General features: G+C 63.3%; 19 protein-coding genes, 1 tRNA gene and 1 pseudogene. 10 read left to right on the top strand and 11 right to left on the bottom strand.

Annotation, left to right across the window (positions count from 1 at the left end):
- Positions 1–4 precede the first annotated feature (4 nt).
- Entirely contained in the window at positions 5–943 is a 939-nt protein-coding gene (locus GJ698_RS18095) for a LysR family transcriptional regulator (protein ID WP_154359248.1), read from the top strand.
- On the opposite strand, the gene GJ698_RS18090 is transcribed toward GJ698_RS18095, so the two are convergent.
- From GJ698_RS18090 to GJ698_RS18080, 3 genes are all read right to left on the bottom strand, one after another.
- A complete protein-coding gene (locus tag GJ698_RS18090; RefSeq protein WP_154359247.1) occupies positions 944–1,273 on the bottom strand; it encodes a four-helix bundle copper-binding protein in 330 nt (109 codons plus the stop codon). It abuts the gene before it with no gap.
- Between the two features lie 70 nt (positions 1,274–1,343).
- On the bottom strand, positions 1,344–1,751 hold the full coding sequence (locus tag GJ698_RS18085) for a DNA-binding transcriptional response regulator (RefSeq protein WP_154359246.1): 408 nt from the start codon (positions 1,749–1,751) through the stop codon (positions 1,344–1,346).
- Positions 1,744–2,247, bottom strand: a complete 504-nt coding sequence (locus GJ698_RS18080; RefSeq protein ID WP_154359245.1) for a GAF domain-containing protein — start codon at positions 2,245–2,247, stop codon at positions 1,744–1,746. The genes GJ698_RS18085 and GJ698_RS18080 overlap by 8 nt, the downstream gene beginning before the upstream one ends.
- A gap of 151 nt (positions 2,248–2,398) precedes the next feature.
- Between GJ698_RS18080 and GJ698_RS18075 the strand changes: the two genes are divergently transcribed.
- Positions 2,399–3,340 (top strand): bifunctional helix-turn-helix transcriptional regulator/GNAT family N-acetyltransferase, encoded by a 942-nt coding sequence (locus GJ698_RS18075; RefSeq protein WP_154359244.1) that lies wholly within the window; start codon positions 2,399–2,401, stop codon positions 3,338–3,340.
- Positions 3,341–3,388: 48 nt separating this feature from the next.
- A complete protein-coding gene (locus GJ698_RS18070; protein WP_154359243.1) occupies positions 3,389–5,797 on the top strand; it encodes a penicillin acylase family protein in 2,409 nt (802 codons plus the stop codon).
- Here GJ698_RS18070 and GJ698_RS18065 read toward each other — a convergent pair.
- On the bottom strand, positions 5,733–6,941 hold the full coding sequence (locus GJ698_RS18065; protein ID WP_154359242.1) for an acyltransferase family protein: 1,209 nt from the start codon (positions 6,939–6,941) through the stop codon (positions 5,733–5,735). The two genes, GJ698_RS18070 and GJ698_RS18065, sit on opposite strands and share 65 nt — an antisense overlap.
- Before the next feature lie 203 nt (positions 6,942–7,144).
- On the opposite strand from GJ698_RS18065, the pseudogene GJ698_RS18060 reads away from it, so the two are divergent.
- Together GJ698_RS18060 and GJ698_RS18055 are read left to right on the top strand one after the other, a co-directional pair.
- Positions 7,145–7,308 (top strand): annotated as a pseudogene (locus GJ698_RS18060) (flagellar motor stator protein MotA); the annotation flags it as partial.
- Positions 7,305–7,823 carry a GNAT family N-acetyltransferase gene (locus GJ698_RS18055; protein WP_371865372.1) on the top strand — a complete coding sequence of 173 codons (519 nt, stop codon included), beginning with the start codon at positions 7,305–7,307 and terminating at the stop codon, positions 7,821–7,823. The pseudogene GJ698_RS18060 and the gene GJ698_RS18055, both read left to right, overlap by 4 nt.
- Here GJ698_RS18055 and GJ698_RS18050 read toward each other — a convergent pair.
- From GJ698_RS18050 to GJ698_RS18035, 4 genes are read right to left on the bottom strand one after another with little or no spacing between them, the layout of a single operon-like run.
- Entirely contained in the window at positions 7,780–8,790 is a 1,011-nt protein-coding gene (locus GJ698_RS18050) for a GNAT family N-acetyltransferase (RefSeq protein WP_229260050.1), read from the bottom strand. The genes GJ698_RS18055 and GJ698_RS18050 overlap by 44 nt on opposite strands.
- Complete coding sequence (locus GJ698_RS18045) at positions 8,771–9,502, bottom strand: LytR/AlgR family response regulator transcription factor (protein WP_154359241.1); 732 nt, start codon at positions 9,500–9,502, stop codon at positions 8,771–8,773. Before GJ698_RS18045 ends, GJ698_RS18050 begins: the two co-directional genes overlap by 20 nt.
- Positions 9,490–10,545 (bottom strand): sensor histidine kinase, encoded by a 1,056-nt coding sequence (locus tag GJ698_RS18040; RefSeq protein ID WP_154359240.1) that lies wholly within the window; start codon positions 10,543–10,545, stop codon positions 9,490–9,492. Before GJ698_RS18040 ends, GJ698_RS18045 begins: the two co-directional genes overlap by 13 nt.
- Before the next feature lie 4 nt (positions 10,546–10,549).
- On the bottom strand, positions 10,550–12,184 hold the full coding sequence (locus GJ698_RS18035) for a Na+/H+ antiporter (protein ID WP_154359239.1): 1,635 nt from the start codon (positions 12,182–12,184) through the stop codon (positions 10,550–10,552).
- Between the two features lie 126 nt (positions 12,185–12,310).
- Between GJ698_RS18035 and GJ698_RS18030 the strand changes: the two genes are divergently transcribed.
- Both GJ698_RS18030 and GJ698_RS18025 read left to right on the top strand, forming a co-directional pair.
- Positions 12,311–12,386 (top strand) — tRNA-Gly (locus GJ698_RS18030).
- A 159-nt stretch (positions 12,387–12,545) separates the two neighbouring features.
- A complete protein-coding gene (locus GJ698_RS18025; RefSeq protein WP_154359238.1) occupies positions 12,546–13,514 on the top strand; it encodes a chemotaxis protein in 969 nt (322 codons plus the stop codon).
- Between the two features lie 45 nt (positions 13,515–13,559).
- On the opposite strand, the gene GJ698_RS18020 is transcribed toward GJ698_RS18025, so the two are convergent.
- Complete coding sequence (locus tag GJ698_RS18020; RefSeq protein ID WP_154359237.1) at positions 13,560–14,306, bottom strand: DUF4351 domain-containing protein; 747 nt, start codon at positions 14,304–14,306, stop codon at positions 13,560–13,562.
- Between the two features lie 122 nt (positions 14,307–14,428).
- On the opposite strand from GJ698_RS18020, the gene GJ698_RS18015 reads away from it, so the two are divergent.
- A complete protein-coding gene (locus GJ698_RS18015) occupies positions 14,429–15,010 on the top strand; it encodes a DJ-1/PfpI family protein (RefSeq protein ID WP_371865371.1) in 582 nt (193 codons plus the stop codon).
- 2 nt (positions 15,011–15,012) lie between these two features.
- On the opposite strand, the gene fghA is transcribed toward GJ698_RS18015, so the two are convergent.
- Positions 15,013–15,855, bottom strand: a complete 843-nt coding sequence (gene fghA, locus GJ698_RS18010; protein WP_154359235.1) for an S-formylglutathione hydrolase — start codon at positions 15,853–15,855, stop codon at positions 15,013–15,015.
- A gap of 86 nt (positions 15,856–15,941) precedes the next feature.
- Here fghA and GJ698_RS18005 point away from each other — a divergent pair, with 86 nt between their 5' ends.
- Both GJ698_RS18005 and GJ698_RS18000 read left to right on the top strand, forming a co-directional pair.
- Positions 15,942–17,129, top strand: a complete 1,188-nt coding sequence (locus tag GJ698_RS18005) for a cation:proton antiporter (protein ID WP_154359234.1) — start codon at positions 15,942–15,944, stop codon at positions 17,127–17,129.
- A complete protein-coding gene (locus GJ698_RS18000; RefSeq protein WP_154359233.1) occupies positions 17,130–18,248 on the top strand; it encodes a YbdK family carboxylate-amine ligase in 1,119 nt (372 codons plus the stop codon). It abuts the gene before it with no gap.
- Positions 18,249–18,306: 58 nt separating this feature from the next.
- On the opposite strand, the gene GJ698_RS17995 is transcribed toward GJ698_RS18000, so the two are convergent.
- Positions 18,307–19,296, bottom strand: coding sequence for a gamma-glutamyl-gamma-aminobutyrate hydrolase family protein (locus GJ698_RS17995; protein ID WP_154359232.1), 990 nt, complete (start codon positions 19,294–19,296; stop codon positions 18,307–18,309).
- Positions 19,297–19,370: the final 74 nt, after the last annotated feature.

The following is a 19,370-nucleotide window of genomic DNA, read 5'->3' as shown; positions in this document are numbered from 1 at the left end:
AAACATGGATACTAACCCTAACTGGTTCCTGCGCGCGCGCCTGAAAACGCGCCAGCTGCTGCTGCTGATCGCGCTGGACGAACAACGCAATATCCACCGCGCTTCCGAGGAGCTGCACATGACGCAGCCCGCCGCGTCCAAGCAGCTGAAGGACCTGGAGGAGATGCTGGGCGTGCAGTTGTTCGAGCGTCTGCCGCGCGGCATGGAGCCGACCATCTACGGCGAGACCATGATACGCCACGCCCGCATGGCATTGACCAGTCTCTCCGCGGCGCACGAAGACATTGTCGCCATCAAGGCCGGCTTGAGCGGGCAGGTCGACATCGGCACCATCATGACGCCGGGGATCGCGCTGCTGCCGCAGGCGATCACGCGTACCAAGCAGCAGGCGCCCAAGCTGCGCATCGGCGTCGAGATGGAACAGTCCAACGTGCTGCTGGAGCAGTTGCAGCGCGGCCGGCTGGACTTCATGATCGGCCGCATTCCGGAGCGCGAAAGCGCCGAGGGCCTGAGCTACGAGGAACTGGGCGATGAACCGGCGTGCGCGGTGGTGCGCGCCGGCCATCCGCTGCTGAAGGCAAAGAACCTGCAACTGCGCGACATCGCCAGCCAGCCGTGGGTACTGCCGCCGCAAGGCAGCATCCTGCGCGCGCGCTGCGAACTGATGTTCCGCCGCGCCGGTCTGGAAGTGCCGGTGAACGTGGTCGACACCACGGCGGTGCTGCTGATTAAACCGCTGCTGCAGCAGACCGACGCGCTCAACGTGATGCCGATCGCGGTGGCGCAGTATTACGAAGCGCAGGGCGTGTTGAACATCCTGCCGATCGAACTACCATGCCGCATGGACGCCTACGGCATCATCATGGTCGACGGCCACATTCTCTCGCCGGGGGCGCAGCTGCTGCTCAAATCCGTGCGCGAAGTGGCGCGGGAAATCTACTAGTCAAGCCGCCATGGCGCGGCAGGTGTGCTCGCACGCCTCGCAGGCGCGGGCGCATTCCTCCATGCCATCCAGTTCCAGGCAACTGAGCGCGCAAGCGTGACAGATTTCCGCGCACAGCGCGCACAGCTGCCTGCTGTAGGGAGAGCCGCTCAGTTGCAGGTTGGCGGAGGCTTCGCAGATGGTGGCGCAGTCCATCATCAGGCGGAAGTGGTCCGGCGCGACGTGCCTGCCGCCCATTTGCAGGCAGTGCGTCAGCGCCGTTTGCAGGCAGGCCTGGTGGCAGTTGGTGCAGGCGTCGATGCAGTCCTGCATATCGGGGATGTCGTTCATCGCGGTTCCTTCGGCATGGCTTGGAAAGCTTCCATGCTAGGCCGCGCCGGGGACCGGCTCTGTGCGATGACTATCTTTTTGCGCCGAAGGACTCAAACGCTTCCAGCAGGATCCTGGCGCGTAAGGGTTTGAGGATGACGCGGCTGACCTGGCGGTCGCGCAGTTCGCGCATCAGGTCCGTGGTGGCCTGGTCGACCATGACGGCGATCGGAATTTTCGCGTCGCTGGCGGACATGCCGTTGCGAACCTTGTCCAGCAAGGCCAGGTTGTATTGACAGCCTTGACCCGCGCCGCAGTCGATCGAGATCACCGCGCCCTGGAATGCGCGCTCGCGCAGCATGCGTTCGGCCGCCTGGATGGTGGCCGCTTCGTGCACCGTGCCGATGCCCAGCGAACGCGCGGTCATCGAGACGGTCTTGCGCAGCAGCGTTTGCTCTTCCACCAGCAGCATGTTCAGATGCTTCGACGCTTCATTCATCGGATGCCTCCTCGCGGTTGGCCAGTTCTTCCACCAGCAAATCGCGCAGCGACGCGAAGATCGCCAGTTCGGTGGCGTCCAGCTTGCGCGGCTTGTGGTCGATCAGGCAGAGCGTGCCGATGACGAAGCCGGACGGCATCGACAACGGCGCGCCGGCGTAGAAGATGACGTGCGGCGCGCCGGTGACCAGCGGATTGTCGGCAAAACGCTGGTCGGCGCGGGAATCGGGGATGACGAAAATGTCCGGCTGAAGTATCGCATGGCCGCAGAAGGAGATGTCGCGGCCGGTCTCGCAGGCGTCCAGACCCACGCGTGCCTTGAACCACTGGCGGTTCTCGTCGATGAGCGAGATCAGTGCGATCGGCACGTCGAACTCGTGCGCCGCGAACTGCACCACCTTGTCGAAGCGCTCTTCGGGCGGCGTGTCGAGGATCAGCATTTCGCGCAGGGCGGCGAGGCGTTCACGGTCATAACTCGGAATCGGCGCAGCTAACATGGCGGAGACGGCGGTGGCCGTGTAGTCGTGTTGTCCTTACTCTAACATTATCGGCGGCGCGCGGCGCATCTTGGTGCAACGGTGCGACACATTGTTGACTGAGTCAGCAAATTATCGCACAATCGGCAGGTGTCAATTTGCCGGAGTCGCGATGCCCACCCCTGTTTTCAACGACCGCGTTGCCGCGGTCCGTTCCTTCAACCGATTCTTTACGCGCCAGATCGGCGTGCTGCGCGAAGGCCTGCTGCACAGCGAATTCACGCTGACCGAGATGCGCGTGCTGTACGAGCTGGCGCACCAGGGCGACCAGCCGTCTTCCGCGCTGTGCCGCGACCTGGGGCTGGATCGCGGATACCTGAGCCGCATCGTCGCCAAGTTTGAAAGCGCTGGCCTGGTCAGCAAGGTGCCATCGGCCACCGATGGCCGCTCCAAGCTGCTGCACCTGACGCAGCAGGGCCGCGCCGTCTACGAGCCGCTGGACCGCCGCTCGCGCGACGAGGTGGGCGACATGCTGGCGCGCTTTGACGAGGCGGACCAGCTGCGCATGCTGGATGCGATGCGCACCATCCGCGAGCTGCTGGAGGCGCAGGCCGGCCTCAAATACGCCCAGCCGTTCGTGCTGCGCGGGCACCGTCCCGGCGACATGGCGTGGATCACGCGCCGCCACGGCGAGCTGTATGCGACGCAGCAGGGCTGGGACCGCAGCTTTGAAGCGCTGGCCGGCCAGATCTGCGCCGACTTCGAGCGCGAGTTCGATCCGGCGCTGGAACACTGCTGGATCGCCGAAATGAACGGCCAGCCGGTCGGCTCGATCGCGCTGGCGCGCAGCGGCGAGGAGGGCGTGGCCAAGCTGCGGCTGCTGCTGGTGGAAGAGCAGGCACGCGGCTACGGCCTCGGTTCGCGGCTGGTGGACGAATGCCACCGCTTCGCGCGCGCGGCCGGCTACCGCAAGATGCGCCTGTGGACCACGGACCAGCAGAAGGAAGCGCGCCATATCTACCAGAGCAAGGGCTACCGGCTGGTGGCCGAAGAAGCGGTGCACGCCTTCGGCAAGGACATGATCAACGAAACGTGGGAACTGGACCTCGGCTGATCTCTCTGGCACTATGGGCAAGGTGGTGCTTATAACAACGGGGGAGCTATGCGTAACAACCGGCTGTTGGTGTGGTCCAGGCGTGTACTGATTATCGCAGTGGGATTATTGGTGCTGGCGATCGCCGCCGGCTGGCTGTATTTGCGCGGCAGCCTCGCACAGCTGGACGGCTTGCACCAGGCGGCGGGCCTGGAAACCACGGCCAGCATCGCACGCGACGCGCATGGCGTGCCGGTCATCAGCGGCGGCAGTCGCGGCGACGTCGCCTATGCCACCGGTTTCGTGCATGCGCAGGAGCGCTTCTTCCAGATGGATTTGCTGCGCCGCGTGGCTGCCGGCGAATTGTCCGAACTGTTTGGCGACCGCGCGCTGCCGCTCGATAAATCGCACCGGATGCACCGCTTCCGCGCGCGCGGCGAACTGGCGCTCAAGACCATGCCTGCCGCGGACCGCGCACTGCTGGACCGTTACGTCGCCGGCGTCAACGACGGCCTGAATGCGCTCGGCGCCAAGCCGTTCGAATATGCGCTGGTCGGTTTGCCGCCGCGCGCCTGGTCGCCGGCCGACACGCTGCTGGTGATCTGGGCCATGTACTTCGATTTGCAGGGCAACCTGGAGTCGCGCGAGCTGGCGCGCGGCTGGTTCCGCGAACACGCCACCGAAGAGCAGCGCGCCTTCCTCTCGCCCGAGGCCACGCCGTGGGATGCGCCGCTCGACGCGCAAGGCGTCGCCACCGGCGACGTGGTGATTCCAGCCGCACCGCCAGCGTGGTGGGGCCAGCCGCAAGCCGCCGGCACGCCGGCGCCGGCCAGGGTGGCGCAGGCGGAATTCTTCAATACCGTCGGCAGCAACAACTGGGCGGTGGCGGGCGCGCGCAGCGACACCGGCGCCGCCATCGTGGCCGACGATATGCACCTGGGCATACAACTGCCGGCCATCTGGTATCGCGCGGCCTTGCAGTTCCCGGACGGGAAGGGCGGACAGCGGCGCATGGTCGGCGTCACGCTGCCCGGCACGCCGTTCGTGGTGGTGGGCAGCAACGGCCATGTGGCCTGGGGCTTCACCAATAGCTATGGCGATTACCTGGACCTGATCGCGCTCGACAGCGATCCCGCCAAGCCGGGCCAGGTGCGTACCCAGGCCGGATGGGAAACGCCGGTGGCGCATGAGGAAACCATCCTGGTCAAAGGTGCGCCAGCCGCCAGGCTGGTGGTGCGTGAAACCTCGCTTGGTCCGATTCGCGATGTCGATGGCCGCAGCTACGCGGTGCACTGGACCGCGCATCTGCCGGGCGCGGTCAACTTCAATGCCGGCAAGCTGGAATCGGCCGATACCCTGGAGCAGGCGCTGGCGCTGGCGCCGACGCTGGGCATCCCGGCGCAGAATTTTGTCGCCGGCGATGACAAGGGCAATATCGGCTGGACCGTGGCCGGCCCGCTGCCGCGCCGCGAGGCGCGCGGCCTCGTCTCGACATATCCATTGACGGCGGACGATGCGGCAGGCCGATGGCAAGGCTGGCTGGCGCCGGAAGAATATCCGAAAGTGGTCAATCCAGCCGAGGGCCATCTCGCCACCGCCAACAGCCGCCAGCTGGCGGGCGAGGGCGCGGCGCTGATCGGCGACGGCGGCTACGACCTTGGCGCGCGCACGCATCAGGTGCGCGACGGCCTGGCTTCGCTGGGGGCGAAGACGGATGTGAAGAAAGTCTACGCCATCGGTCTCGACGACCGCGCCCTGTTCCTGACCGCATGGCGCGAGCGCGCCATGGGTGCGCTGGATGCCAAGGCCATCGCCGGCAATGCGCGGCGCGCCGAGGCGCGGGCCTTGCTGAAGGATGGCTGGACCGGCAAGGCCAGTGTGGATTCGGTCGGCTACCGCATCACGCGCGGCTTCATATATGCGCTGTACGACATCCTGTACGGCGGCGCCAATGTGGAACTGGCGAAGATCGATCCGAAGTCCAGCATGTCGGCGGTCAGCGCGCGCTGGCCGGTGGTGCTGGCGCGCGTGCTGGACCAGCAGCCTGCCGGCTGGCTGCCGTCGCAGTATCCCGACTGGCAGGCGCTGGAGCTGGCGGCGCTGGACCGCGCGATCGCCGACCTGACCAAGGACGGCCAGCCGCTGTCGGCCGCCACGTGGGGCCAGCGCAACACGGCGGCCAGCGCCCATCCGATGGCGTCGGCGATACCGCTGCTGGGCAAATACCTGAAGGTGGCGCCGGACATGCTGCCGGGCGACCAGCACATGCCGCGCGTGGCCGGACCGACCTTCGGCCAGTCCGAGCGGCTGACCGTGTCGCCGGGCCATGAAGAACAGGGCATCTTCAATATGCCGGGGGGGCAGAGTGGCCATCCGCTATCGCCATACTTCCTGGACGGCCGCATCGACTGGCTTACCGGGCGGGAGTCGCCGCTATTGCCGGGGCCTGCCCAGCATACGCTGACGTTTGTGAAGTAATCCGGCCCAGTCCAAAGAAGGGGCGCAGCACGGCGATGCGGCGCACCAGTTCAAACACGCCCAGGCTGATGGTGAAGGTCAGCACGATCAGGAACACGCCTTCGGTGACCGGCGCCAGTTTGATGGGCTTCATCCAGTGCGCCATGGCGACGATCAATGTCTGGTGCAGGATGTAGACCGGGAACACGGCTTCGGTCAGGTAGCGGCGCTTGGCGCTGTCGAAGTTCAGGTGGCGGTGGCCGAAGCCGCATACGGTCAGAATCGGCACCCACTGGCACAGGCTGTACACGGCGCGCATCAGCGGCTTCCACTGCGTGACTTCAGGCGAGGAGGCCAGCGCTTCAGGGATCGACCAGTAGCAGACGATCAGCGCCCAGCTGGCCAGCCACAGCGCGAGGCTGGTCCAGCGCAGCGCCTCGACGCGGGCCCAGAAATTGTTCTGCATGGCCAGCAAGGCGCCCAGCGCGAACAGGTAGAAGTATTGCGCGTGGTTGTACCAGTCGTTGGTCAGCGCGTGTGTCGCCGGGAACTGGTCGGCGAGCAGGTAGCGCGCCGCCGCCAGACCAATCACCGGCAGCACGACGATGCGCCAGCCGGTGAGCAGATTGCCCAGCGCGTCGGCGATACGCTGGAAGCGTGCGCCCAGCAGCCAGACGATCAAGCCGCCGATCATGGTGTACACCCACAGGTAGGCCACAAACCACAGGTGATTCCAGGTCGGGATGCTGAGGCAGTCGTCGCCGCGGCAAAAGCCGTGGTAGCCGCTGACGTAGAGGCGCATGAATTCGCCGTAGCCGCCCTGGTAGGCGACTTTTTCCACCACTTCAAAATACGATTGCGGCGGCACGATGACGAACATGCCGAAGATCAGCGGCACCAGCAGCCGCCAGCTGCGCTGCTTGAGCAGGGCGCCGATGCGGATCTTCTTCAGCATGAAGGCGGTGGCGACGCCGGAAATCATGAACAGCAGGCCGAGGCGCCAGGGCGACGACAGGATCATCAGCGGTTCGATGGCGGTGCTGGCATAGGGACTTTTCACATGCCAGTCCCAGGTCACGTAGTACATGCCGGTGTGGTAGAAGATCAGGACGAAGAAGGCAAAGATGCGTATCCAGTCGAGGAAGTAGTGGCGCTGCGTGGTCATTGTCGGCTCCTTGTTTGATGTGATCAGGTTAAGGAGACGGCGACGCGGCGTCCAGCGCCATGGGGCGAAATGGGCGGGGCGTGGGGCCAGCCGGAGAAACTGCGCCGGCGTTTTCATCTGCATGTGATAAAGTAAAATTCTTCGCAACTAAATACGTCCGAGGTGCGCATGTCCATTCGTGATGGATAACGAAATCGACGTCCATGCAGGAGTCGACCAAGATCTATCAATGCGTCAAAGTCACATGATAGCCAGTCTTAATGGATACGCGCTGGCGGTGGAGTTTGGCCGCAAAGTCATCTCGGCGGTTCAACGGCCTTCGTTCGCCTCGATGGAAAACCACTTCAAGCAGCAAAAAAACAAGTGACGACAAAACGGGAATTTTTTATCCGGCCGCTGGGCGAGGATGATGGCGCGGCGTTCAAGGCGCTGCGGCTGACGGCGATTGCCGATTCCCCCGGCGCCATATGGCCTACCGCCGAGGAAGAGGCAGCGCGCACGCCGGACGAGGTGCGGGCCAGGATAGCGCAGACTGCCAGCCAGGCGGTGTTTGGCGCGTTCCATGGCGTAGAACTGGTCGGCATTGCCGGCTTACGGCGGGAGACGCTGGCCCAGGTCGCGCACAAGGCGAGCGTGTGGGGCGTCTTCGTGCACCCGGCGTGGCGAAAGGAAGGCATTGCCCGGCAGCTGTTCATGCGCATCAGGGAATACGCTGTCGAGATGGGCGTGCTGCAAATCCACCTGTCAGTGAACGCCGAAAATCATCGCGCTAAAAATCTTTACGAGTCGCTGGGATTTCAGGCGTTTGGCCTGGAGCCGCGATGCATGAGAGTCGGTGTCACGTTTTATGATGAGGTGCATATGTGCCTGCGCCTGGACTGATCAAGGATGTCAGGACGTGGTCGACCCAGGCGCCATTGATGTTCAGATACTGCCTGGCGTAGCCTTCGCGCTCGAAGCCCAGCCGCTGCAGCAGTTTTTCGCTGGCGAGATTGTCCGGTTGGTAGTTCGCCATGACGCGGTGGAGTTTTTGCACCTCGAATACGTGCGCGATCGCCGCTGTCAGCGCTTCGTGCATATAGCCTTTGCCCTGCTGCGTGCCGGCCAGCGAGAAGCCGAGATGGCAGGCCTGGAAGGCGCCGCGCACGATGTTGGTGAAGCTGCACATGCCCAGCACGTCCTCGCTGTCCTGCGGCTGTATCAGCCAGTGCAGCGACGACTTTGCTTCCATATCCAGCTCGATTTGCGTGAGCTGCGCCTCCACGGTTTCCAGCGTGTAGTAGGACGCGTCGCGTTCCGGCTCCCACGGCTGGAGGTGCTCGCGGTTGGCGAGCCTGTAGGCCAGTATCCGCTTCTGGTCATCGATGACTGGCGGCCGTAGCCGGAGGCGCCCGGTGGTCAGGTTGTGGTGGCCGTAAGTGGCCCGCGCATATAGTTCCAGCGGAAGTTTCAGGCGTTCCGCCAGCCGCGCGAATTCGAACGCCTTCGGAATCCTCGTCGCGGGATGCGCCATGACGCGCATGATCTCATCGATCAACTGGCGGCGCAGCATGCCTTCAGGCGTGTTCACCACGTCGTCGGAGCCGAAGGGCACGGCCAGGCTGCAATACTTGACCTTCTCCTTGGTGATCAGGGCCGTGTAGGTGCCGGCCTTGTTGTAGCCCTTGCAGAACGCTAGATTCTCCTCGCGCGTAGCGTTGACCGCCACGATCACGACCATCAGCCGTTCCGTGCTGCCGTAAGACTCGTCGACGATGAGCGGATTGAGTGCGTCTTGAAGCGAGTTGGAAAAATCGACCAGCCTGGCATGGGCTTCTTCGGAGCAGCAGCTAGTGACGGTTAAATGCATGTTGCCCTTCCAGGTGTGCGATGACCTCGGCGCGGTATTGCCGGCTGAGTGGGACGCGCGCGCCGCTGCGCAGCAGCAGTTCGCCGTCGCCTTTTTCGAGGTTGGTGATGCCGGCGATCCAGCTCAGTTGCACCGCCGCGCGGCGGTGGCAGCGGACGAAGCGCGGACCAAGTTTGTCCAGCAGGCCAGCCAGCGTCTGGCGCATCAGCGGTTCGCCGTCGGCGGTGTGCAGGACGACGTAGTTGTCGGCGGTTTCAATCCATTGGATCGCTTCGACCTTGACGATGCGCGTGCCGTTGCGTTCCGGGACCAGCAGCTGCGTCACGGACGGCAGCGGCGCTGCGGCGGCGCGCGGGGCGGCCAGGCGTTCGCGTGCACGCTGCAAGGCACGTTGCAGGCGTAGCTGGTCGTAGGGCTTGAGCAGATAGTCGATGGCGTTGGCGTCGAAGGCCTTGATCGCGTATTCGTCGTAGGCGGTGACAAAGATGATCAATGGCGCTGGCGCCGGCAGCGAGGCTGCGACATCCAGGCCGGTGATCTCAGGCATCTGTATGTCGAGCAGCAGCACATCCGGCGCGAACGATGGCAGGCGCTCCAGCGCTTCCACGCCGTCGCGCGCTTCCTCGATGGCGCTGATGTCCGGTTCGGCCGCCAGCATGCGGCGCAGCTTGTCGCGCGCCGGGCGCTCGTCGTCGACAATCAGGATGCGCATGGCAGCCTCACTTCCGCCCGCACGCCGGCAGGCGAGAGCTGGACCAGGTCGAAGCCGGCGCGCTCGCCGTACAGAGCTGCCAGCCGCTCGCGCAGGTTGCGCACGCCGATGCCGCTGTCGAACGAGGAGGTGGCGGGCAGCGTGCCGGCGTCGTCTTCCAGCCGCAGCGCCAGCATGTCCTGCTGGCGCTGGGCCGAGATGGTGATGGTTACCGGCTGGCGGCGCTTTTCCACGGTGTGCTTGAAGATGTTTTCCAACAGCGGCTGCATGCTCATCACCGGCACCGGGCAGGCCAGCAGGGCATCATCGACTTGCCATGCGATGCTGACGCGGTCCGAGAAGCGCTCCGCCATCAGCGCCGCGTAGCCGCGCAGGATGCGCAGTTCGGTTTCCAGCGGCACCAGGTGGCACTCGCCGACATCCAGCGTCGCGCGCAGCACGTCGGACAGCTGGATCAGCATGGCGTCGGCGCGCTGCACATCGCTGTACATCAGGGACGATATCGTGTTCAGCGCGTTGAACAGGAAGTGCGGCTGCATCTGCTGGCTCAATCGCAGCAGCTGCGCCTCGCGCAGCGCGACGTTGGCGCGCTCGACGCGCAGCTTCTCGTCCAGCATGGCGTGGAACGACAGCACGCCGAAGGTGATGGTCGAGAAGACGAAGAAGAACACCGTCATCTTGATGTCTTCGTACAGGAAGATCTCGGCCCAGCCGCCGTGCGTGTAGGTGTCGCCCGCCAGCGCATAGATAAGGTGTCGCATGCTGAACGCCAGCGGCGTGAACGCCACCCAGTAGATCGGCAACCACACCAGCTGGCGCGCGAACCAGCGCAGCGGCGAATGCAGCAGGTGGTCGTGCTTGCGCGTGAAGCGCCGTTGCGCCAGCAGCAGCAGGGTGGCGGTTAGCGCCGACGAGCTTTCCCACAGAATCGGTTTCCACAGGCCGTGATCGTGATCGCGCAGGTATTCCTGGATCGCGGTGCTGATCATCAGCATCCAGAACAGAACCCAGGCGATCGCAATGACGGTGCGTGTTCTTTGCATAGGCTTAGCGGTAGCGCGCTTCCATCAGGTCGATCTCGCGTACCAGCTTGCGCGAGATTTCGTCGGAAATGTGATCGTGCCGCGCCAGGTCGAACACCGTGCGGCGCTCGGCCGCCAGCGCCGCCAGCCGCAGCTCCTTCTCGGCGTAGTCGGTCTTGCGCCATGCGTGCTCGCTGTCCGGATCGACCTCTTTCAGCTTGTGCTCATAGAAAGCGATGACGCGCGCCGCCGCCTGCGGATACACCTCCGGATCGAGGCAGGCTTCGGACTCCATCAGCGTCACCTGGGTCTTCTCGATGGCGGCGATGGCCGCGTTGGCCGCCGCGCGGCGCGCGATATCTTCTTCCTGCTGTTCTTCCGGTTCGGCCGGGAAGGTCATGCCGGCCAGCAGGCGAGGCAGGGCGATGCTGGCCACCAGCAGCGAGATCAGGATCACCGAGCAGGCCAGGAAAATCGTCAGTGCGCGCGCCGGGAATGGCCGGCCGTCGGGCAGCATCAGCGGCAGCGTCAGCACGCCGGCCAGCGTGATGGTGCCGCGCGCGCCGGCCAGCGTGGTGGCCAGCAGCAGGCGCGGATTGATCTTGTGGCGCGGCTGATGTCGCACCTTCTGCTTGAAGACGGTCAGGCGCAGCGAGGCCCAGACCCACGCCATGCGCAGCACCAGCAGGCCGGCGGTGATCGCCAGCGCGTACACCAGCAGCCACCAGCGGTTGATATGGCCGCTTTCTTCCAGCGACATACCGGCAGAGTGGAAGATGTCCGGCAGCTGTTCGCCGAGCAGCACGAACATCACGCCGTTCAGCGAGAACTGCACCGTGTCCCACACGGCCGAACGCTGGATGCGGGTGCTGGCCATGGCGTGGCCGCTCAGTTCCACGTAGCTCATGGTGATGCCGGCCGCCACCGCCGCCAGGATGCCGGAGGCGTGCAGGCGTTCGGCCACCAGGTAGGCGCCGAACGGAATCAGCAGGTTGACCAGGATCGGCGAGCCGGGCGGTTCGCCGAAATGGCGCGTTAGCCAGCGTTGCAGCCAGGTGATCAGCATGGTCACGGCGACGCCGGCGCCGATGCCGGCCGCCACCAGCCAGGCGAAGGTGAGGGCGGCGGTTTGCAGCGAGAAGGTGCCGGTCAGCGCGGCCGCCACCGCAAAGCGGAAGCACACCAGGCCGGAGGCGTCGTTCAGCAGAGACTCGCCTTCCAGGATGTGCATCAGCCGCTTGGGAATCGGTGCGCTGGAGGCGATCGAGCTGACCGCGATCGGATCGGTCGGCGAGACGATGGCCGCCAGCGCGAACGCCACGGGCAGCGGCATGGCTGGAATCAGCCAGTGGATCAGGTAGCCGGCGCCGATGACGGTGAACACCACCAGTCCGAACGCCAGCTCCAGTATCGTGCCCTTGTCGCGCAGCAGGCCGCTCTTGGGGATGCGCCAGCCGTCGAGAAACAGCAGCGGCGGCAGGAACACCAGGAAGAACAAGTCCGGTTCCAGGTCCACGCCATGGCTCGATTGCGCGGCGATCAGCGCCCCCAGGCCGATCTGCACCAGCGGCAGCGGGATGGAGCCGGGCAGCACCCGGCGGATGTAGGCGCTGGCGACCACCGCCAGCAGCATGACCAGTACGACTTCGATTGAATCCATTCCCTTCCTTTTCCTGCAAGATTGCTATAGCTGAACAGGGGTAGCTTACACTATCGCCTGTCCGGTAAAAAGTTGAGCTATGGCACTGGCGAAATGGAAATCTTTCTGTCATAATGCATGCCTTCTGCGGGAGTAGCTCAGTTGGTAGAGCGCAACCTTGCCAAGGTTGAGGTCGAGAGTTCGAGACTCTTCTCCCGCTCCAGAATTCAGTAGCAAATCAGTAGCAAACACAAAGGAAGCCCGCGGGCTTCCTTTTTTGTTGTTTATCGTTCTCCAAAACAACTTCTTACAGTCAAAATGTGACGTTCGACTGTTGCAAAACGTTATACTGGGATAGGACCACCGAAGGGAGACGAAATCCATGAAATCTGTTCAACAGGAAGTTGATGAGCGTAGTAACTTAACCAACTCCAACAAATTCGAACTCCTCCTGTTCCGTCTCGGCGGCGACGCCAATGGCGAACATTCCGAGCTGTTCGGTATTAACGTCTTCAAAATCCGCGAAATCGTCGCAATGCCTGAAGTGACTGCTGTGGCCGGGTCCCCGCCACACATGTTGGGCGTTGTGAATCTGCGCGGACAAATCATCACGGTGCTGGATTTGCCAGGCATCGTCGGTGTGACCCCAAAAACCGGTCTGAATATCATGTTGGTCACTGAATTCGCGCGTACCACGCAAGCGTTCGCGGTCGAGTCGGTGGAAGAAATCGTGCGCCTGGACTGGAGCCAGGTGCTGACCGCCGAAGGTACGGCCGGCGGCAAGGTCACCAGTATCGCCCGCGTCGATGGCGACACGCAGAACACCCGCCTGGCGCAGGTGCTGGACGTGGAAACCATCTTGCGCGACCTGGTGCCGCCAGAGCGTGACGATATCGATCCCGAAACCATCGGCCCGAAAGTGCTGCTGAAGCCGGGTTCCGTGGTGCTGGCTGCCGACGATTCCGTTGTTGCGCGCAACCTGATCGAAAAAGGTCTGGAAGCGATGGGCGTGCACTTCATCATGACCAAGTCGGGCAAGGAAGCCTGGGACCGTCTGCAGTCGATCGCGGATGGCGCCAAGGCCGAAGGCCTGCCGATCACCGATCGCGTGGCCATGGTGCTGACTGATCTGGAAATGCCGGAGATGGATGGCTTTACGCTGACCCGTCTGATCAAGCAGGATCCGCGCTTCGGCAAGATTCCTGTGGTGATACATTCTTCGCTGTCCGGCAAGACCAACGAGGATCACGTCAAGGGTGTGGGGGCGGATGCGTATGTCGCCAAGTTCTCGGCTGAGGATCTGGCGGGCACCATTCGCAGCGTGTTGGGCAAGGCTGCCGCGACGGCCTGAGTGCGAACGCTTCATCAAAACCGCAGCGGCGACGCTGCGGTTTTTTTATGCGCGGGCGACGGGCGAGCTGAAAATCTGCTTGAGCGACTCCGCCTCCGACAGCGCATCGCCCCAGGCGCCTAGTTGTTCTTCATTGGCCTTGGTCAGCTTGTTCCGGATTCTTTGCGGCAGTGGCCCGAAGCGTCTGACGAGCTGTCGTTCCAGCAGCGCCATTGCTCCTTCTCGACGGCCTTGCTCCAGGCCCTTCTTGAGACCCTTCTGCAATCCTTTGTCCATGAACGACTGTTCCAATGGAGTGATCCATTCCATTTTTCGCTCCTTTTCCATCTTCAGGACAGCCCGCCAGTAGCGTTGCTGATGCTGGTCCGGCAAAACCATCATCCAATTAATCACTTTGAACAAAACGATTATGCGCTTTTTGCTCCAGCCATGTTGATACAGTAGTTTGGTCAGTTTCCACTTCGCTGCGTAGAGCTGATCCGGGTCGTGGCGGCTTTGTTGCGTGCGTAAATGAGCCAGCGTGATCCAGGCAAACGGATTGTGCGAATTCATTAACGCATCACTTTTTGCGGCATAGTCCAGCAGCTTGGCGGTGGCGAAGGAAATGCCCATCACCGTGCCCAGCAACCGATTGTGGAAAGCGTGAGAACGCCAGCCTGGATCGGCGTCGGCCAGCACGACGAGGCTGGCCACCGGCATTTCATATTCCTTGAAAATACGGTAGTTATAGTCGAGTACGCGCCGCGCCAACGAGCTGTCGCGCTGGGCTTGCACTTCGATGTGGATCAACACCCAGTCACCGGCACTCCATGCCTCACCTTTTTGATGAACTGCAAATGTGCGGTGAAAGTAAACGCGGTAGTATCGATGGCGTTGCGATCCTTGTTCGATTCACTTTCAGGAAAGGAACTACCGTGGCAGCCAAGAAGATACTGTTTTTGACCGGTGATTTTGCGGAAGACTACGAGACCATGGTGCCATTCCAGGCACTCCAGGCCGTCGGCCACACGGTGCACGCCGTGTGCCCGGACAAGCAAGCCGGCGACACCATCAAGACCGCCATTCACGATTTCGAAGGCGACCAGACCTACACCGAAAAACCCGGCCACCTGTTCAAGCTGAACGCGTCCTTCGCCGAAGCCGAGGTCGCCAACTACGACGGCCTGATGATCGCCGGCGGCCGTGCGCCGGAATACCTGCGCCTGAATCCGCGCGTGATCGAACTGGTGCAGCAGTTCGCCGCCGCCAGCAAGCCGATCGCCGCCGTGTGCCACGGCGCGCAACTGCTGGCCGCCGCCGAAGTGATACAAGGCAAACGCATCTCCGCCTATCCCGCCTGCGCGCCGGAAGTGAAACTGGCCGGCGCCACCTATGCCGACATTCCCGTCGACCAGGCGGTCACCGACGGCATCTTCGTTACTGCGCCAGCGTGGCCGGCGCATCCCGCGTGGATCGCCCAGTTCCTGCAGAAACTGGGCACGGAGATCAAGCTATAGCGTCAAGCTGCGAGATTCCTCGCGTGGAAGCGCAGATGGTCTTCCACGAACGTCGAGATGAAGTAGTAGCCGTGATCGTAGCCAGCATGCCGACGCAAGGTCAGCGGCTGCGCTGCGGTCACGCATGCGGCCTCGAACGCTTCCGGATACAGCTGCTCCGCCAGGAACTTGTCGCCCAGGCCCTGATCGATCAGGATGCCGGCCGGGAAGGGCGCATGGGCTTGCGTCATCAGCGCGGTGGCGTCATACTGCGCCCATGCGGTCGTGTCCGCTCCGAGATAGCCGGTGAAGGCCTTCTTGCCCCATGGGCATTGCGAAGGCGCGGCAATCGGCGCAAAGGCGGACACCGAGCTGAATACATCCGGCCGTTTCAGTGCCATGGTCAACGCGCCATGGCCACCCATCGAGTGGCCGAAGATGCCGATGCGCTGTGCATCGACGGGCAACTCTTTCTCAACCAGTTCACGCAGCTCGTGAATATAGCTGTACATGCGATAGTGCTTGGACCACTTCGCTTCCGTGGCATCGAGATAAAAGCCGGCGCCTACGCCGAAATCCCAGCTCTCGCTTTCGCCTTCCACATTGGCGCCGCGCGGACTGGTGTCGGGCGTGATCAGAATCAGGCCCAGCTCGGCGGCGACACGTTGCGCGCCAGCCTTGATCATGAAGGTCTCTTCGGTGCAGGTCAGACCGGCGAGATAGAACAGGGCCGGCACCGGTCCGTGCGCAGCCTGCGGCGGAATGAAGACCGAAAAACGCATCGGTAAGCCGATTTCGCGTGCATCGTGACGGTAAAAGCGTTGAACGCCGCCGAAGCAGGCGTGTTCACTGACAATTTCAAGCATATTTGTTTCCTTATGTTTCCCAGCGCACAGTGAAAGCGGCGGTCTTAGCGCAGAATTGTACAAGTATTGTTAAAAAGGAGAAGTACATGCCGGATATTCAGGTCATTTTGGCCGATCTGGGCTGGCCATTGGCGATTGCCGTGGCTTGGCTCTCGGGAGAATTCGCGCATCGCTGGACGCGCCTGCCGCGCATCAGTGTTTACGGTTTGGTTGGATTTTTACTGGCACAGGCATTCCCTGATGCGCTCAGCAGCGGCGCTTCAAGCAATGTGACCATCCTGGCCAATATGGCCTTCGGTCTGATCCTGTTTGAATTTGGTTATCGCATCAATCTGCACTGGCTGCGGATTAATCCCTGGATTGCGGTCAGCGGCCTGGTGGAATCGGCGGCGACCTTCGGCGTGGTCTACCTGATCTCGCATCTCACCGGCATGCCGCCGCTCACCTCGTTGTTGCTGGCTTCACTGGCCATGTCCACCTCGCCGGCCGGCGTGCTGCGCGTGATTAACGAGGAAGACAGTTCCGGCCAGGTCACCGAGCGCGTGCTGCACCTGGTGGCGATCAACAGCGTGGTGGCGCTGTTCGTGTTCAAGGTGGTGGTGGGCTTCTGGGTGTTCCAGACCTCCGGCAGCCTGACGCAGGCGGTATCGCACAGCGGCATCGAGCTGCTGGTGTCGGCCGCGATGGGCGTGGTGATGGGCTTCATCGTGCCGGCGCTGCTGCGCCGCCTCGGCGCGCTGGCGCAGGACGGCACCATGGCGTTCGCGCTGGGCGTGATCCTGCTGGTGGCCGCATCGCGCGCGTTCGACGTATCGCCGGTGCTGGCAACGCTGACCTTCGGCCTGGCGGCGCGCCACAAGCGCGTGGCGTTCAGCCGCACCGAGCGTAACTTCGGCGGCATCGGCGAGCTGCTGACCGTGCTGTTGTTCGTGTTTGCCGTGTCGACGCTGGAATGGGAGCGCGTGGTCGATGGCGCCGGCCTGGCCGCCGTGCTGCTGCTGGCGCGTTTCGTGGTCAAGACCTTCAGCGTGGCGGCGTTCGCGCACGTGGGCGGCATTTCGTGGCGCAAGGGCCTGCTGACCGGGATCGCGCTGTCGCCGATGTCGGTGTTCGTCACGCTGCTGCTGGAACAGACTAAATACATGGGGATCGTGCTGGTCGACGAACTGGCCGCGTTGACGGCCATGACCTTGCTGCTCGAAGTGATCGGTCCGGTCATCACGCAACGCGCGCTGATCTGGGCCAACGAAACCCCTGCCAAGGAGGAACGATAAATGGCGTTGGAAGAATTTCAAACATCGAAACCGCTCACCATGGGCGTGGAGCTGGAGCTGCAACTGGTCAGCCTGTCGGACTATGACCTGACGGCGTCCAGCCCGGACCTGCTGCACCTGTTGAGCCGCAAGCCTTTCCCCGGCAATGTGACGCCGGAAATCACCGAGAGCATGATCGAGATTAACAGCGATGTGCACACCAACCACACCGAGTTGCTGGCGCAGCTGCAGGTGATCCGCGATACGCTGGTGCAGGCGGGCGAACAGCTCAACATCGGCATCTGCGGCGGCGGCACGCACCCGTTCCAGAAATGGTCGGACCGCCGCATCTTCTCCAAGCCGCGCTTCAAGGAGGTGTCGGAGCTGTACGGCTACCTGGCCAAGCAGTTCACCATTTTCGGCCAGCACGTGCACATCGGCTGCGCGTCGGGCGACGATGCGCTGTTCCTGCTGCATGCGCTGAGTCGCTACGTGCCGCACTTCATCGCGCTGTCGTCCTCGTCGCCGTATGTGCAGGGGAACGACACGCTGTTCAATTCGGCGCGGCTGAATTCCGTGTTTGCCTTCCCGATGAGCGGCCGCGCGCCGTTCACGCAAAGCTGGCATACCTTCGAGCACGAGTATTTCGCCAAGATGGAACACACCGGCGTGATCAAGAGCATGAAGGACTTCTACTGGGACATCCGTCCCAAGCCGGAGTTCGGCACCATTGAACTGCGTGTATGCGATACGCCGCTGACGGTGGAGCGGGCGGCGGCGCTGGCGGTGTACCTGCAATCGCTGTGCAGCTATCTGCTGGAACGGCGCGAAGCGGCGCCGGAGGAAGACGACTACCTGGTCTACAACTACAACCGCTTCCAGGCCTGCCGCTTCGGCCTGGATGGCACGGTGGTGCATCCCAAGACCTACGAAAGCCTGTCGCTGCGCGAAGACATCCTGACCACGCTGCGCAAGATGGAACCGTACGGCGCCGCGCTGGGAGCAACGGCCGGCTTGCAGCATCTGATGCAAGTCACGCACGAAGGCAGCGACGCGCACTATCTGCGCCAGCAGTTCGACAGCAGCGGCAGTGTCGAGGGCGTGGTGGATGCGGCCATCCAGCGCTTCCGCGGCCGCTGATGACTTGAAGGTGATCGCCTTACCGAGGTGGGCGATCACCTCATCGGATAACGATGCTTTAGAACCGTGTTTCGCGCGCCACGCGCAGGAAGTTGTCGAGGATGCCGGTGCAATCCAGCAGTTCGACGCCGCCGGCGCGGTGGAATTCCGGGTGCCATTGCAGGCCCATGACAAACGGCGCCTTGCGGTAGCGGATCGCTTCGATCATATTGTCCGGCACCGACAGCGCCTCGACCGACATGTCGCGTCCCAAGGTCTTCACCGCCTGGTGGTGGATCGAGTTGACCAGCCCGGTCGGCTTGCCCTTGAACATGCGCGCCAGCGACGAGCCGGCGGGGAAGGCGATTTCGTGGCGGTTGCGGTCGTAGTCGTCATTGACGTGGGCCAGCGACTCCGGCACGTCGGTGGCGATGTCCTGGTATAGCGTGCCGCCGAAAGCCACATTGATCAGCTGGCAGCCGCGACAGATGCCCAGCACCGGCTTGCCGGCTTCGACAAATTCATGCAGCAGTTCCAGCTCGTACATGTCGCGCGCGCGGTCGCCGCCCCATTCTGGGCGCGTCGGTAATTCGGAATAGCTCTGCGGCGACACGTCGGCGCCGCCTTGCAGCACCAGGCCGTCCAGGTGCTTGGCGTAGTCGCGCAGGCGGATGTTGGAAGGATGGAGCAGGCCGTCGGTATTGACGGTGGGGATCATGAACACCAGCACGTCGCGCGACATCACCCACTGCGCGATCGATTCTTCCAGGTATTGCAGGTTCTTGCTGCGCAGGCCGGTCGCGCCCGGTTCGGGGTGGAAGATGCGCGCCGAAACGCCGATGTGCAGCGGCCGCTGGATGATGTGCCGCGTGGCGGCCGCCGCGATGCGCCGGTAGCGCGCCATGATCACCCGGCCCCACAGGCTAAACACGGTGTCGCCGGGGTCGAGATAGCGCGGCGTGCCGGTATCGCGGTGCTGGCGCTGGTCCTGGCGGCGCTCGCCATGGTCGCTGGCGCGGCGTTGCGGGTTGTTTGCTTGCTGATCTTGGTCGTCGGGTCCGGCGCTCATGCTGATTCCTGTGTGTCTCGCATGGCCATAGTTTGCCATACGTCGGAGTCATCAGTCGCCCGGTTAATGGGATG

This window comes from Duganella aquatilis (genome assembly GCF_009674565.1).
Lineage (GTDB): Bacteria > Pseudomonadota > Gammaproteobacteria > Burkholderiales > Burkholderiaceae_D > Rugamonas > Rugamonas aquatilis.
The sequence above is the reverse complement of the archived record's forward strand: the minus strand, read 5'-3'. Positions and strand labels throughout refer to the sequence as shown.